The sequence below is a fragment of the Pseudomonas rhizophila genome (assembly GCF_003033885.1).
Lineage (GTDB): Bacteria > Pseudomonadota > Gammaproteobacteria > Pseudomonadales > Pseudomonadaceae > Aquipseudomonas > Aquipseudomonas rhizophila.
Genome location: NZ_CP024081.1, coordinates 2,835,156 through 2,851,037 on the forward strand (window position 1 = coordinate 2,835,156; position 15,882 = coordinate 2,851,037).

The window sequence follows — 15,882 nt, forward strand, 5'->3', positions numbered from 1 at the left end:
TATGCATCAATTGAACGATATTAAACTTGCTATTATTGGCCTGGGTTATGTGGGGTTACCGCTTGCTGTAGAGTTTGGAAAGTTTCGCCCGGTGGTTGGGTTTGATATCAACCAACCTCGTATAGACGCTCTGAAATCCGGACATGACTCTACGCTTGAAGTTAGCGATGCTGAACTAAATCAATCCAAATATCTAGGCTATAGCTCTATTGTAAGTGAGTTAGGTGAGTGCAACACTTTTATAGTGACTGTGCCCACGCCAATTGATCAATATAATCAGCCGGATCTTACCCCGCTGATCAAGTCTTCCGAGACTATCGGTAAAGTGCTTAAGAAAAATGATATTGTCATTTACGAATCCACTGTTTATCCAGGCGCAACGGAGGAAGAATGTGTTCCTGTGTTGGAGCGAGTTTCAGGTCTTGTCTTTAATGTCGACTTTTTTGTGGGGTACAGCCCGGAGCGTATAAATCCAGGTGATAAAGAGCATCGTGTTACTACAATAAAAAAGGTGACTTCCGGTTCTACCCCGGAAATAGCTGATCTGGTGGATGCGCTTTATAATCAGATAATCACTGCCGGCACCCACAAGGCCAGCAGTATCAAAGTCGCAGAGGCTGCGAAGGTTATCGAAAACACGCAACGTGATCTCAATATCGCTCTTATAAACGAACTTGCAATTATCTTCAACAAAATGGGGATTGACACAGAGGCCGTTCTTCAAGCTGCCGGTACTAAATGGAATTTCCTACCTTTCCGGCCCGGTCTAGTGGGTGGTCATTGCATTGGTGTCGACCCGTACTACTTGACGCACAAGGCCCAAGCTATCGGCTATCACCCTGAAATCATTCTTGCTGGCCGTCGACTTAACGACAGCATGGGAGCGTATGTTGTTTCCCAACTGGTGAAAGCGATGTTAAAACGCCGAATTCATGTGGATGGCGCCCGTGTTTTGATCATGGGCTTGACATTTAAGGAGAACTGCCCGGATCTACGCAATACGCGTATCGTCGATATTGTTGCTGAACTGGCGGAGTACAATATTGCGGTAGATGTCTACGATCCGTGGGTCAGCGTTGCTGAAGCTGAGCATGAATATGCTATCACCCCAATATCCGAACCGATGACTAACACCTACGATGGTATTGTTGTCGCGGTCGCACATAATGAGTTTCGGGATATGGGGGCTGAAACCATTCGCAGTTTTGGTAAGACTGAACATATTCTATATGACCTTAAATATTTGCTGGCTAGCTCGGATTCCGATATTCGCCTTTAAATAAAATTCAAATAGGCCAATGCCCGGGGATGCTCGGGTGTTGTACACTTTCTAACTATGAATCGAATTTTATGACTCGCTATGAAACCTTGCTGAAAACTCTCCCGTTATCTCCAAAGCAATGGCTGATTACGGGGGTTGCCGGATTCATCGGATCAAACCTGCTGGAAACACTACTAAAACTTGATCAGTGTGTGATCGGTCTGGATAATTTTGCAACCGGCCATCAGCACAACCTTGATGAAGTTAAGCGTGAAGTGACGGCTCAGCAATGGGAGCGGTTTAGATTTGTTGAGGGAGATATACGGGATCTTAAGAGCTGTGAGCAAGCCTGTTCCGGTGTGGACTATGTACTGCATCAAGCAGCTCTTGGGTCGGTACCTCGTTCGCTAAACGACCCCATTACTACAAATGCCACTAATATAGATGGCTTCTTAAATATGCTGGTGGCAGCCAGAGACGCTAAGGTTGAGAGTTTTACCTATGCTGCAAGCAGTTCTACTTACGGTGATCATCCAGGTCTACCTAAGATTGAGGATGTGATTGGCAAACCATTGTCACCTTACGCCGTGACTAAGTATGTGAACGAACTATATGCCGACGTTTTTGCACGTTGCTATGGGTTCAACAGTATCGGTCTACGTTATTTCAATGTATTCGGAAAGCGCCAAGATCCGGCGGGCGCTTACGCGGCAGTAATTCCGAAGTGGACGTCGTCGATGATAAGAAATGACGACGTTTTTATCAACGGTGACGGGAAAACCAGTCGTGATTTTTGCTTTATAGAAAATACAGTCCAAGCTAATTTGTTGGCAGCCACCACTGCTAATAAAGATTCATTAAATCAAGTGTATAACGTTGCTGTTAGTGGGCGTACTGATCTGAACCTACTATTCACTGTGCTTCAAAGCGAACTGAAAAAAAATGATGTAAATTACAGTAAGAGTGCAATATATCGCGATTTTCGTAAGGGCGATGTACGGCACTCTCAAGCGGATATTAGTAAAATCACCGAATTATTGGGTTATCAACCAAAGTTTGATATTGAACGAGGTATCGCGCATGCCATGCCTTGGTATATCAGTTTTTTAAAGTGATCATTACCTAAATATTATTATCATGGTTTATCTTAATTCTGTTGAATTGCAGGCGCTGGGATTTAAGCGAGTGGGTAAAGTCTTGAAATGGCGGATTGTTTGCCTGTCAAAAAAACGTTGTGTATTTTGAATGTTGCGGATAGCTAACTTAAATTAATTAATGGGCAAAGTATGATTTCGTTTAATAAGCCTCCCTATACCGGAAATGAAGAGAAGCACGTATTGACCGCTATGCGTAGCACTAAAATTTCAGGAGATGGCCATTATAGCGGTCTATGCCACCAATGGTTCGAGAAAGAACTTTCTTGTGCGAAGGCTTTGTTGACTCCGTCCTGCACCCATGCATTGGAAATGGCCGCAATACTCGTGGGGATCCAGCCGGGCGACGAAGTTATAATGCCTAGCTATACATTTGTCAGCACAGCAAATGCCTTTGCTTTGAGAGGGGCAACGATAGTATTTGTGGATATCAGACCAGATACCATGAATATCGACGAGCGTCTCATTGAATGTGCTATCACAGAAAAAACAAGAGCAATAGTGCCCGTTCATTATGCCGGCATCTCTTGCGAAATGGACACTATTATGGATATTGCCGCGCGGCATAAACTTTACGTTATTGAAGACGCGGCTCAAGGTCAAGGATCTACCTATAAAGGTCGGGCACTCGGAAGTATTGGTCATTTGGGAGCGTACAGCTTCCATGAGACAAAAAACTATACAAGTGGTGGCGAGGGAGGACTGTTGATAATCAACGATCAGCAGTTTGTCAGTCGTGCCGAAATCATTCGCGAAAAAGGTACAAATAGAAGCCAATTTTTCCGCGGAATGGTTGATAAATATAGCTGGGTAGATATCGGAAGTAGTTATTTACCTTCAGATATCCAAGCGGCGTTTCTCTGGGGGCAGTTGGAAAAATCTATTGCTATTAAAGAAAATCGATTGACGACGTGGGCTCAGTACAGTGCAGGGCTTCAATCTCTAGCAGCTGAAGGTAAAATTTCTCTTCCAGAAGTTCCTCTTGGATGCGAGCATAATGCTCATATGTTTTACTTGAAAGTAGCTGGTTTGGAAGTCAGGACCAGTTTGCTAGAGTATCTCGCGAAGCAAGGTGTTCATGCGGTTTTCCATTATGTTCCCCTTCATTCAGCCATTTGCGGGGAGCGTTACAGCCGTTTTCATGGAGAAGATGTGCAAACCACGCAAGGGAGCGAGCAACTTATTCGCTTACCTATTTGGTACGGCATCCCAGAGAGCGATGTCGCCCAGGTGATTGATGCTATTCAGAGGTTCTTTCGTTGAACTTCCGAACGGTCTCTGTTTATGCGGTAGGGATTGCTCTTGGAGCTGCATTAAGTCTTATTACTTTACCTATACTTGCATGGCTATTTCCGCCTGAGGATGTGGGTAGGGTTTCCTTGTTTCAGCTCTCCTTGTCGCTGATAGTAGTATTTTTTTCCTTCGGTCTTGATCAATCATATGTTCGAAATTTTAATGAGGTAGAGGATAAAGTAAATCTTGCTCGAATCTGTATGATGCCGGGATTTTTCGCATTACTAATAGGCGTGGCCCTAGTCGGTATGTATGCAAAGCAGTTGTCTTACTGGCTGTTCGATTTGGATAGTTTATTGCTTTACGGGATATTTTCGTTCGCTGTGGTTGTTTTGTATCTAGAGCGTTTTTTTTCCGTTTTTATTAGGATGAAAGAGTTGTCATTCGCGTACAGTTTGACTCGAGTATTCCCTAAGCTATTATTTCTGATATTTGTTTTTGGGGTTTTTTTGTTCCCCGCCCAGAAAAGCTTTGTTCTTTTAGCCGGTATGCAGAGCCTCTGCTGGTTATTGGTTGTGTTAATTATGCTGTGCTATCTGAAAGATGAATATTTAAAAAATAAAAAGCTTGTTTTTGAGTTCAGGGCTACGCGAGAGCTCTTCTATTTTGGTTTTCCATTGATGTTGAATGGTATTGCCTTTTGGGGGCTTAGCTTTCTAGATCGAATAATGCTTAAAGAGCTTTCGTCATTGTCTGAGTTGGGTGTTTATGCCGTGGCGTCAACTTTGGCGGGGGCTGCAATATTGTTCCAACAGATATTCACTACTATGTGGCATCCGGTAATTTACAAGTGGGTCTCCGAGGGCGCTGCCGAAGTAAAGTTGAAGAATATAAATGAGTCTGTTCAGTTATTTTCACTAGTCCTGATTTGCATAATTGCGCTGTGCTCGTTTGTTGTAATCTATGTTCTTCCAGAGGCGTACGTTTCAGCTAGATACATGCTTCCCGCTTGTATGGTTCCTCCTTTGCATATAATGATAACTGAGGTCTCTGGTATTGGAATAAGTATCTCAAAGAGAACTAAATTTCTCCCGGTCATTACTCTTGTCTGTGTGCTGGTAAACTTGGGCTTTAACTATTTTTTGATACCGACATTTGGTGCTGGAGGAGCAGCAGCATCCACTGCTCTTGCTTTTTCTCTATACCTAATACTTAAGACGGAGGTTTCTAATAGAGTTTGGGTTTCTTTTTCAAATGCGAAATTTTATATTTTCTCCTCTTCCGTTGTCGCGCTGTGTGTAATAAGTGCGCTGGTTGGTGAAGCCTTGGGTTATGGGCTCTATGTCGCTTGGGTAGCAGCGTTGTGTTTGTGTATATTGGGATACAAGGCGCAGGTGAGATTGTTGTACGGTTTTATAAGAGGTCGAATATAAATGTTATTTGTGCACGGTTCTTTGGCGCTCGGTGGCGTTGAGACTTTTTATGTAAGAATGGCTCAAGGTAGGAAAAAACGCGGGCTGGTAACTAAGTTTTTAATACTTTCAGCTGAGAGTAAAAGTCATCCTGAGCTTGTGAGTCGAGCTAAGGCTTGTGCAGAAGTATATTTCCTCGATGAGATAATACGATCACCCTTCACGCTTCCCTCTAGCGCAATTATTTATCAGTTTTCTTTGATTTATCCATTAAGACGCTCAGTGTTGCAAAAGATTTTTAACGGAATTAACTGTGCCCATGTCTCAAACGGCTTTTGTGCACACATGGTGTTGCGCTTGGCGTCGGTCTTGAAAATCGATTTAGGTCTCACAATGGGGCTTTATCACTCGATGGAGTTTTCTTGGGGCGCGCGTCTTCCCCGGTTACCTTTCTTTGAAAGAAGTAATCGTCAGCTTTTCTATTATTTACATGCGGTACAAGCCTTAATGTTCTTTAATGAGAAGACGGTAGATTTATATTCAAAGCTTTCCGGAAAAGATTTTAGTAACGTCGGCTTGTTTCCGCTGGGGGTTGTGGAAGGAATTTCAACGTTACCATCCAAGCGGTTTAGTCCGTTTCTTAACTTAGGCTCTGTTGGACGCCTTGTGGATTTTAAATCTTACAATTTATGGATGCTGGATGTCGTTAATGAGCTTAGGAGGTTGGGCCTTACTGTCAGATACGATATCTATGGGTATGGACCGACAGAGGAAACTATAGCTGACAAAATAAGAGATCTACATCTCGAAGATATTGTTTTCCTGAGAGGGAGTCTTGATTATTCTGAATTTTCTAAAATCGTATCTGAGTTCGATATATTTGTCGGGTCGGGTACTGCATTGGTTGAAGCGGCGGGGCTAGGTGTTCCATCAATTATTGGGATCGAAAACTCTAATGAAGCGACCACATACGGATTTTTGAGTGAGATACCGGGCTTCTCTTACAATGAAGACGGCCTTTATCCAAAGAGAAGTGCGGTGGATATACTTGTTGATTTTAGTTCTTATAATGAAGTTGATAAGTTGATTCTGAGTGAGGCACATGTAAAAAAAGCTGAGATGTTTTCTGTAGATACGTGTGTGGAGAATTTCGAGCAGGTCAAGCCTTCTGCTATGCTGAACTCACCATTGCGGAAAAAGTCTTCTCTCTTCTTCCGTTTTTTATATACTAGCAGCGTAGTTTTTTTTTCCCTGCTCTGGAGGCTTAAGGGACGTAAGTTAAGTCAGGTGGTGAGGTCTGTTGACTGATTAATCGTTACTGAAAATATTGTTCTTTTTCATAGGGTGTTTTTTATTGTGGTGGATGCAAATATTTATCAATTTAACTCTACACCTCGTTATGCCTGCGGCTGCTTAATTCTGGCGCTGATATTTGCTTTCGCTCTGGCGTCGCTCCCAGTCGACGCTTTTGTTGATAGAGATAACTATCTACGTTATGCCTCTAGCGCAGCGGAGATTTTCGCTCGAGGATTCGGGGAAGGACCTGCTTACATTGTTACAAATGAACCAGTATGGCTGCTGATCAATGTAATGCTTTCGTTCTTCTGTGAAGACGAAGATGTGGTAAGGATGGTGGTATTTATATCGTCTCTCTTGTCAGCTTATCTATTGTTGAGAGTCGATAGTAAGTTTTTTTTTATTTTGTTGCTTTTCTTGATTCTTCCTCAAGTTTTAAAAAATTATGTTGTTCACCTTCGTCAAGGCTTGGCCGTCGCTGTTTTTTTACTTGGATGGTTCTCCAGAGGAGGAGCAGCACGTAATGTGCTGATTCTTTTGACTCCTTTTATACATGCATCATTCTTTTTTGTTGTGGTGATATATTATTGCAGCGTGGTGTTTGCGCTGCTCAGATTTTCATCCGGTTTGCGAGTCGCTCTTTTTGCGCTAGCGGGTGGCACGGCTGCTTTTTCTGCTCTTTGGCTAGCCTCCAGTTTGGGAGCGCGCCAAGCAGAAGCCTATAGTCAGAATGACTTAGATATTAGTGGATTAGGTTTTATATATTGGTCAGCGATCGCCACGGTTTATTTTTTGCAAGGGAAGACTTTTTTAAAGGAAAACAGTTTTCAGGTAGGAATGCTGGTTTTCTACTTGGCTGTTTATTTCTTTCTGCCTGTATCAGGTCGTATTTTTGAAAGTGCGCTAATTTTGGTCCTGCTATCTGGTCTTCGCCTAACTTCCTGGCGGCGGGCTCTTTATTACCTGCTTTTTTGTTTTTACTTTATCATGCAGTGGCTTCCTAGATTATCGCAGCCAGGCTTCGGTTGGGGCGTGGAAAATTATATCTAGATGGACTGGTCTTCTTTTTTTCAGGTGACTGAAAGCGAACTAATGGTGCAGGGGTTATGAAAGTTATACATGTGATCATTGGTTTGAATTTGGGAGGAGCTGAACTCATGCTTTTTCGGCTCTCTGAAGCATTAAATGGTGATGATGATCAAGAGCATTCGGTTATATCCTTGACGGACTATGGGAAGCTTGGACCGATACTTACGAGTAAGGGGGTGAGCGTTACAGCGTTGGGTATGCGGAATATATTAGATGTCCCGCGGGTATCATATAAGCTATGGCAAATTTTCCGTTTGAGAAAACCTGATATCGTTCAAACTTGGATGTACCATGCTGATCTTATTGGCGGTATCGTTGCTCGATTTTCCGGTATCAAGAATATAATATGGGGAGTTCGTAGCACTAATATCCATCGAGGAGTCAGTAAGGTAACGAGGGGGATTCGTATATTATGCGTCTTCTTTTCATATGTAATACCTAAGTTAATTGTTTGTGCTGCTGAGGCATCGAGAAAGGCCCATGTGCGTATAGGTTATAGTCAACGGCGAATGACGGTTATACCCAACGGATTTGACACAAAATTATTGACTGCAACGCTTGAGGATAGAATGCAAATCCGCACTGCCGCGGGTTTTTCTGAGAGTGATTTGGTTGTAGGTAGCCTCGGCAGATACAACCCTGCTAAAGATCATGATAATTTCATTACTGCTGCGGCTTTTTTGGCAAAAGATTATCCAAACTTAAAGTTTTTGCTGGTCGGTCGGGAGTTGGATCTAGAAAATGAGGTCGTTATGAAGCGAATCAGAGAAACCGGTTACTCTGATCGCTTTGTGTTACTGGGTGAACGGCACGATGTCGCTCGCTGCTTGAAAGCTATGGATATTTTCTGCTTACATTCTCAGACCGAAGGTTTTCCAAACGTTTTAGGAGAGGCAATGACCATGGGGTTGCCCTGTGTAACTACCGATGTAGGCGATGCGTCCTTTTTGATCGGTGACACTGGCACGGTAGTAGAGCCCCATAACGCATTAGCATTAGCCGAAGCATTGAGATATCTGGTTGTTGCCGGAGAGACATTCCGTTTAGATTTAGGTAAAAAAGCGCAGCGCCGAATCCACGAAAATTTTACTATGAGCTGCGTCAAGTTGAGGTTCAAATCATTGTATGATCATCTGAGTTTAGATGATAGTTAGGAATAAGCTCGCTTAGGCTAAATATATCTGTATAAGTCAAGCGTAAAAGTCTCTTGGTATCAGTTGGAGTATGTTAGGTGCTAGCTATACACTGATTTCGATTAATAGAGTTACGCTGGCTGTTTGTAGGGTTGGTTTGGGCGCTTCCGAACTAGTCTAGTGAAAATATTCTCTGTAGTTTATATCTATAAAGATTGTTGGGCGGAAGGTTTATGAGATTTTTACTGGTTGCTAGCTTTCCTGAATCTATAATGGTATTTCGTGGTGAGTTAATTAAGGCTCTGCTCCGGCGTGGTTTTATTGTTCATATCGCGGCGCCGAACTTGTCATTAGGTAGCGCTGTACGAAAAGACCTTGAAGAGGCTGGACTCCAGGTGCACGAGATTCCACTCAGGCGAGTGGGAATGAATCCGCTATCTGATGTTCTTACTCTCTGGAGTTTGTGGCGTTTGATGCTGCGGATTAAGCCTGATGTTTTTTTGGGTTATACAATAAAGCCAGTTATATACGGATTGTTGGCTGCGCGTTTGGCTTGGGTTCCGAAGCGCTTTGCTCTTATTACTGGTCTCGGTTATTCTTTTCAAGGTAATAGCACAAAAAAAGGAAGTCGGAATTTTCTCCGCACTTTAGTTCAAGGTCTTTATAGGTTGGCACTTAGGGGTGCGAATAAAGTATTCTTTCAAAACTCAGATGATCAGAGATTGTTTTTAAATCGAAAGCTTATTCATTCGTTAGCAAAAACTGTGGTGGTCAATGGGTCTGGTGTTGATCTTGTTAGATATAAAATGCAGCCACTACCATCTCGGATGAGCTTTCTACTCATTGCTCGCCTTCTCGGGGATAAGGGAGTGCGTGAATATGCGGAAGCCGCGCGACGGGTTCGGGGTATGTATCCGTATATAAAATTTTATTTGGTCGGCTGGTTGGATGACAATCCTGACACTATAGGTAAACACGAATTAGAGTCGTGGGTCAGTGATGGGACGTTGGAGTTTTTGGGGCGTCTAGATGATGTTCGACCAGCAATCGTAAATAGTAGTGTTTATGTATTACCTTCCTATAGAGAAGGTACTCCGCGAACAGTACTTGAGGCGATGGCAATGGGGCGTCCAATTATTACTACTGATGCTCCCGGTTGTCGTGAAACTGTTTCTCACGGCCTGAACGGATTGTTGGTTTCTGTAAGGAGTGTTGATGATCTTGTTCAAGCAATGGTTAAGTTGATTGAAAATAGGGAGGTAGTTGAGCGGATGGCCATCGCTTCCAGAGCTATGGCCGAAGAGAAATATGACGTCCATAAAGTTAATGATATAATGCTGTTGGAAATGAATGTATAAATATTAGATTTTGCATTTTGCATTTTGCATTTTGCATTTTGCATTTTGCATTTTGCATTTTGCATTTTGCATTTGGAGTGTTAGCTTGATTGGCCGAGTTTATTTTTCTAAGGAGTGAGTCATGTTGAAACGCTTAATAGACGTTCTGGTTGCTTCCTTAGGTTTGATTTTGTTGTCCCCTATTATGCTCATAGTCTCTTGGCAAATACGGAGGAAGCTTGGTTCACCTGTATTGTTTCGCCAGAATCGCCCCGGGCTTAATGGCAGGCCGTTTGAGATGATAAAGTTCCGGACAATGCGTGATGTGTTGGCCGATGATGGGAATCAGCTGGCAGACTCGGAGCGGCTTACGAGCTTTGGCCGTTTTTTGCGTTCGAGCAGTCTTGATGAGTTACCGGAGTTATGGAATGTTTTGAAAGGTGATATGAGTCTTGTTGGACCGCGACCACTGCTCATGGAGTATTTGCCTCTTTATACCGCTGAACAATATCGGCGTCATTTAGTTCGTCCTGGTGTGACAGGGTGGGCCCAAGTAAATGGTAGGAACTCCTTAAGTTGGGAGAAAAAATTTGAGTTGGATAGCTGGTATGTTGATAATCATACAATTTATCTGGATATGAAAATTATTTTTCTTACAGTGAAAAAGGTTTTCCTTCGGGATGGTATCACCGCGGAAGGCGAAGCTTCGATGCCCAAGTTTACCGGTACAAGATGATCGCGACGTCGATTTGTTTGATTTTGCGAGGTGTAAATTGATGCTAAATAAGAAACTGGTCATTATTGGGTTCGGAGGTTTGGGGAAGGAAGTACATTGGTTGGCCACGCGTTTAGGTATTGATGTGCGTGGTTTTCTTGACGACAACCCTGATTTGCTGGGCGAACAATTTGATGGTTCCTGTGTAATAGGGAGTATTGATAGTTGGAAGGATTACAAGGATTGTGAGTTCATAATTGCAATCGGAAGTCCTCGAGTTCGCGTGGCGATTAGAGATAAGATGCTTATCCAAGGCGCGCCTAGTTTTGCTACGTTGGTTGATCCTACTGCTGTCGTAGATTTAAAGCAGGTTTCTATTGGTGAGGGAAGTTTGATTTGCGCGGGCACAACTTGTACTGTTCAAATAGTTATAGGGGCACACGTAGTTATTAATCCCCATTGCTCTATCGCTCACGAGGTCGTTATCAAGGATTTTGTAACGCTGGCACCGATGGTAGCTATTTCAGGTAACGTTTATGTTGATTCAGTAGTGGAGCTAGGAACAGGTTCATGTGTTCGTCAGGGCCTAAATCTGGGTGCAGGTTCTATGCTCGGTATGGGGAGTGTTTTGACAAAGGATATTTCGCAGTCTAAACTTTTCTTCGGGAATCCCGCAAGGTACATAAGAGAGTGGAAATAAATAGGGTGATGGAAACAAGTAAATAGGGTGAGGTTCCTAAGTGCAACTGATTCGTCAGTTTCTAGGTCTGATTTATATCTAATAAGTTTTGGCGGCTAAGCAAGGCTGGCGGTCAATTAAAGTGTTTATAGGGTGAATTTAGAAATGCTTAACTCTCCTTTTAGTCCATGGCCATGCTTCACCGAAGAGGAGGCCGATGCAGTCCGTGATGTTATTCTTTCCAATAGAGTTAATTACTGGACTGGTTCGGAGTGTCGAGAGTTTGAAAAAGAATTTGCCATCTGGTCGGGTGCGGACTACGCGGTCGCTGTTGCCAATGGCACTGTAGCGCTGGATTTGGCATTATTGGCTTTGGGGATTGGTGAGGGTGATGAGGTTGTTGTAACCTCCCGAACCTTTCTTGCTTCTGTTTCTTGTATTGTCAATGCGGGGGCCACCCCAGTATTTGCCGATGTTGACCGCGATTCGCAAAATGTTACAGCCGACTCTATTCAAGCGGTATTAACCCCTCGGACACGAGCCCTGATTTGTGTGCATTTGGCGGGATGGCCCTGCGATATGGATCCGATCATGGAGCTTGCGGCTAATTATAATTTTAAAGTTATTGAAGACTGTGCCCAAGCGCATGGTGCCCGTTATAAGGGGCGTACGGTTGGGTCAATCGGGCATATAGGCGCATGGTCGTTCTGCCAAGATAAGATCATGAGTACGGGCGGAGAGGGGGGGATGGTCACGACAAATGAGCGCTCCTTGTGGTCCAGAATGTGGTCTTATAAGGATCACGGAAAGAGTTGGGAGGCCGTTTATGAACGTGAACATGCTCCAGGCTTTCGTTGGTTACATGATAGCTTTGGCACCAACTGGCGAATGCTTGAAGTCCAGGCTGTTATTGGACGTATACAGTTACGCCGTATGGTTGAGTGGCATTCTAAACGTCTTAATAATGCCAAGCTTATTTGGGCATCCGCTCGAAAAATAGATGGTTTACGTGTCCCTAGAATTTCTTCCGAATGTATTCACGCTGCATACAAATGTTACGTATTCGTGCGGCCCGACAAGCTTGCGCCCGGCTGGGATCGTGATCGTATTCTACGAGAGATATCAGCTAAAAACGTTCCTGTTTTTTCGGGCTCTTGCTCTGAAGTCTATTTGGAGAAAGCATTCGAGGGGACGGATTGGCGGCCTTCTCAATCTCTACCGACGGCCAAAGAGTTGGGGGAGACTAGTTTGATGTTTTTAGTTCATCCAACTTTAACAGATAATGAAATACTCCAAACATGTGATGTGTTGACCGATGTTTTGAATCAGGCATGTCATGCTTGAGAAAATCTTGGTTGGTTGGCAGAACAAAGCTGTTGATGAGGTTGTTCTTCGCGGATATTCAAGGGTGTGCTGATTATGGAGCTTTTGTTTATTCTGTTGTCGACCATGGGGGGGGCTATATTCTTTACGTGGTTATTGCGCTTTTATGCAATTCGTCAGAATATTTTTGATATTCCCAATGCGCGAAGTTCACATAACCAACCGACTCCACGCGGGGGGGGCATAGCGTTTGTACTTAGTTTTTTATTTGCTTTGATTGTACTTGTGCCGGATGCATCATTAGGATGGTCGTCAATATGGGCTATTTTCGGCGCCGGGATAGGAGTCGCATTACTTGGCTTCTTCGATGATCATAGACCCATTGGAGTCTGCTGGAGATTGCTTGGGCATTTTATAGGTTCTATATGGGCGCTTTGTTGGCTGGGCGGCATGCCTGCTTTGGAGATATTTGGGAATCGGATTGATTTTGGCTGGGTCGGACATGCGTTCGCGGTTATTTACTTGGTGTGGATGCTTAATTTGTATAACTTTATGGACGGCATAGATGGTATCGCTAGTGTTGAGGCGATTTGCACTTGCCTCAGTGCCTGTCTACTCTATTGGGCTTCGGGTTTTAGCGACTTAGTTATGGTGCCTCTATTGCTCGCCATGGCTGTATTAGGCTTTCTTTATTGGAATTTTCCTCCCGCTCAAATATTTATGGGCGATGGAGGAAGCGGTTTTCTTGGGATTATCCTGGGAGTGAGTTCGTTACAGGCGGCAGGGTCTTCACCAAAGCTTTTTTGGGCTTGGCTGATTTTGCTTGGAGTTTTTATTGTTGATGCCACTGTTACCCTCATACGACGTGGGTTACGCGGTGAAAAGCTCCATGAAGCTCATCGCAGTCATGCCTATCAGTTCGCCTCACGTCAATACGGAAGTCATTTGCCTGTGATATTGGCGGTCGTGGCCATTAATATACTATGGCTATTGCCGTTGGCTGCATGTGTGGTGTTGTGGGGCTTGGAAGGTGCGTTAGGATTGGTTTTGGCGTATGTTCCTCTAGTGATGATAGCAGTCAAATTTCATGCCGGTGAGCCGGAGAAGGTTGTCCTTCATTTGGGCGGCAGGACGGGGTTTTTTTAGTGCCTATCTGTCGGTTGATCAGTTTCGAGGATACTACAATGGAATCCGTTATCGCTTAAGGAGCAGGTCAAGGTGCATGAAGGGGTTATGGCTAAATTAAGAACAACCATGCTGGGGTTGACGAGGCGCCAAAAGCGAGCAATCCAGGTTCTCACCGACATAATTCTTGTATGGGGGGCGTTGTGGCTGGCATTTGTCGTTCGGTTGGGTATCGAAGCGTTGGCCAGCCCGATAGAAACGCATCTCTGGCTTTTTGCATCCGCTCCGCTGGTAGCCATTCCAATTTTTATCCGCTTTGGCATGTATCGTGCCGTAATGCGTTATTTCGGTAACGATGCGTTGATCACCATCGGTAAGGCTGTCAGCCTATCTGCCTTGCTGCTGGCATTGGTGGTGTTCTGGTATAGCAACCATAAAACCGTGGTACCGCGCTCCATCATCTTCAACTATTGGTGGCTCAGCCTGATCATGATTGGCGGTTTGCGCCTGATGATGCGGCAATATTTCCTAGGAGATTGGTTTGCCGCTGCCCAACATGTACCGTTTACCAATCGGGACGATGGCCTGCCAAAGGTGGCTATCTATGGTGCCGGGGCCGCAGGTAATCAATTGGTGGCCGCATTGCGTATGGGACGGGTGATGCGTCCTGTCGCGTTCATCGATGACGATCGCAGCATTGCAGACCGGGTGATCGCCGGGTTGCAGGTCTACCAACCCAAACATATTCAAAAGATGATCGATGCGACCGGTGCGCAAGAGATTTTGCTGGCGATCCCGTCTTCGTCACGAGGTCGTCGTCGTGAAATATTGACGTTGCTGGAAGGTTTCCCGCTGCATGTGCGCAGTGTTCCCGGTTTCATGGATCTAGCGAGTGGCCGTGTCAAGGTCGATGACATCCAGGAAGTGGATATTGCGGATCTTCTTGGGCGCGATCCTGTGCCTGCACAAGCTGACTTGCTTGAGCATTGCATTGCCGGACAGTCGGTTTTGGTGACGGGGGCGGGAGGTTCAATCGGTTCTGAGCTTTGTCGGCAAATCCTAGCCCTCAAGCCCACAACGCTGCTGCTATTCGAGCATAGTGAGTTCAATCTCTACAGTATTCTGTCTGAACTTGAGCCGCGAATCGCTCGGGAATCGTTGTCTGTCCGCTTGCTGCCTATCCTGGGTTCGGTGCGCGATCAGCACAAGTTGCTGGACGTGATGAAAACCTGGAATGTCGACACGGTCTACCACGCCGCCGCTTATAAGCATGTGCCCATGGTCGAGCACAATATTGCCGAAGGTGTCTTGAACAACGTGATCGGGACGTTGAACACCGCGCAAGCTGCGTTGCAGGCGGGCGTCTCGAATTTTGTATTGATTTCCACCGACAAAGCCGTGCGCCCCACCAACGTGATGGGCAGCACCAAGCGTCTTGCAGAACTGACCTTGCAAGCCCTGAGCCGTGAACTGGCGCCAGTGCTGTTCGGCGATAAGGCCAATGTCTCGCGAGTTAATAAAACCCGCTTCACCATGGTCCGGTTCGGAAATGTGCTGGGCTCGTCAGGGTCGGTAATTCCACTGTTCCATAAGCAGATCAAGTCCGGCGGCCCGTTAACCGTTACGCATCCCAAGATCACGCGTTATTTCATGACCATTCCGGAGGCTGCACAGTTGGTGATTCAGGCCGGTTCCATGGGCTTGGGCGGGGATGTGTTTGTACTGGACATGGGCGAGCCGGTGAAGATCGTCGAGCTGGCGGAGAAGATGATTCACCTGTCTGGCTTGAGTGTTCGTTCGGAAAAGAACCCTCACGGCGACATTTCAGTCGAGTTCACAGGCCTGCGTCCTGGCGAGAAGCTTTACGAGGAGTTGCTGATTGGCGATAACGTTGTCGCGACCCCGCATCCGATGATCATGAGTGCCAACGAAGATCACCTGCCCTGGGAGGTGCTCAAGGCTAGGCTGACGGAGCTGCTGGCTGCCATCGAACACGATGACTACGCCAGAGTCCGTCAGTTGCTGCGCGATACCGTCAGTGGCTACGCCCCGGACGGTGAGATCGTCGACTGGATCTACCAGCAGCGCCGTCTTGAACCCTGATTGTTACACAACCTGTAACGTA

At 45.2% G+C, this 15,882-nt stretch carries 13 protein-coding genes; all 13 read left to right on the top strand.

Going from position 1 to position 15,882, the window contains the following annotated elements:
* Position 1: 1 nt before the first annotated feature.
* The 13 genes from tviB to CRX69_RS13415 all read left to right on the top strand — a co-directional run bounded on the left by tviB (position 2) and on the right by CRX69_RS13415 (position 15,860).
* Positions 2-1,279, top strand: coding sequence for a Vi polysaccharide biosynthesis UDP-N-acetylglucosamine C-6 dehydrogenase TviB (tviB, locus tag CRX69_RS13355; protein WP_107322151.1), 1,278 nt, complete (start codon positions 2-4; stop codon positions 1,277-1,279).
* Positions 1,280-1,350: 71 nt separating this feature from the next.
* Positions 1,351-2,376: an NAD-dependent epimerase/dehydratase family protein gene (locus CRX69_RS13360; RefSeq protein ID WP_107322152.1), complete on the top strand. Its 1,026-nt coding sequence runs from the start codon at positions 1,351-1,353 to the stop codon at positions 2,374-2,376.
* A 171-nt stretch (positions 2,377-2,547) separates the two neighbouring features.
* Positions 2,548-3,678 carry a dTDP-4-amino-4,6-dideoxygalactose transaminase gene (gene rffA, locus CRX69_RS13365; protein WP_107322153.1) on the top strand — a complete coding sequence of 377 codons (1,131 nt, stop codon included), beginning with the start codon at positions 2,548-2,550 and terminating at the stop codon, positions 3,676-3,678.
* Positions 3,675-5,081: a lipopolysaccharide biosynthesis protein gene (locus CRX69_RS13370; protein WP_107322154.1), complete on the top strand. Its 1,407-nt coding sequence runs from the start codon at positions 3,675-3,677 to the stop codon at positions 5,079-5,081. The genes rffA and CRX69_RS13370 overlap by 4 nt, the downstream gene beginning before the upstream one ends.
* Entirely contained in the window at positions 5,082-6,368 is a 1,287-nt protein-coding gene (locus CRX69_RS13375; protein WP_157952125.1) for a glycosyltransferase family protein, read from the top strand.
* Between the two features lie 48 nt (positions 6,369-6,416).
* Positions 6,417-7,406, top strand: coding sequence for an EpsG family protein (locus CRX69_RS13380; protein ID WP_157952126.1), 990 nt, complete (start codon positions 6,417-6,419; stop codon positions 7,404-7,406).
* 56 nt (positions 7,407-7,462) lie between these two features.
* Entirely contained in the window at positions 7,463-8,599 is a 1,137-nt protein-coding gene (locus tag CRX69_RS13385; protein ID WP_107322157.1) for a glycosyltransferase family 4 protein, read from the top strand.
* 212 nt (positions 8,600-8,811) lie between these two features.
* On the top strand, positions 8,812-9,936 hold the full coding sequence (locus CRX69_RS13390; RefSeq protein WP_107322158.1) for a glycosyltransferase family 4 protein: 1,125 nt from the start codon (positions 8,812-8,814) through the stop codon (positions 9,934-9,936).
* Between the two features lie 121 nt (positions 9,937-10,057).
* Complete coding sequence (locus tag CRX69_RS13395; RefSeq protein WP_107322159.1) at positions 10,058-10,651, top strand: sugar transferase; 594 nt, start codon at positions 10,058-10,060, stop codon at positions 10,649-10,651.
* A 40-nt stretch (positions 10,652-10,691) separates the two neighbouring features.
* A complete protein-coding gene (locus CRX69_RS13400) occupies positions 10,692-11,330 on the top strand; it encodes an acetyltransferase (RefSeq protein WP_240539596.1) in 639 nt (212 codons plus the stop codon).
* Positions 11,331-11,474: 144 nt separating this feature from the next.
* Positions 11,475-12,653 (top strand): DegT/DnrJ/EryC1/StrS family aminotransferase, encoded by a 1,179-nt coding sequence (locus tag CRX69_RS13405; protein ID WP_107322160.1) that lies wholly within the window; start codon positions 11,475-11,477, stop codon positions 12,651-12,653.
* A gap of 75 nt (positions 12,654-12,728) precedes the next feature.
* The gene (locus CRX69_RS13410) at positions 12,729-13,778 is read left to right on the top strand and encodes an MraY family glycosyltransferase (protein ID WP_107322161.1); all 1,050 of its coding nucleotides are present in this window, start codon (positions 12,729-12,731) and stop codon (positions 13,776-13,778) included.
* Positions 13,779-13,865: 87 nt separating this feature from the next.
* Positions 13,866-15,860: a polysaccharide biosynthesis protein gene (locus CRX69_RS13415; RefSeq protein ID WP_107322162.1), complete on the top strand. Its 1,995-nt coding sequence runs from the start codon at positions 13,866-13,868 to the stop codon at positions 15,858-15,860.
* Positions 15,861-15,882 lie beyond the last annotated feature (22 nt).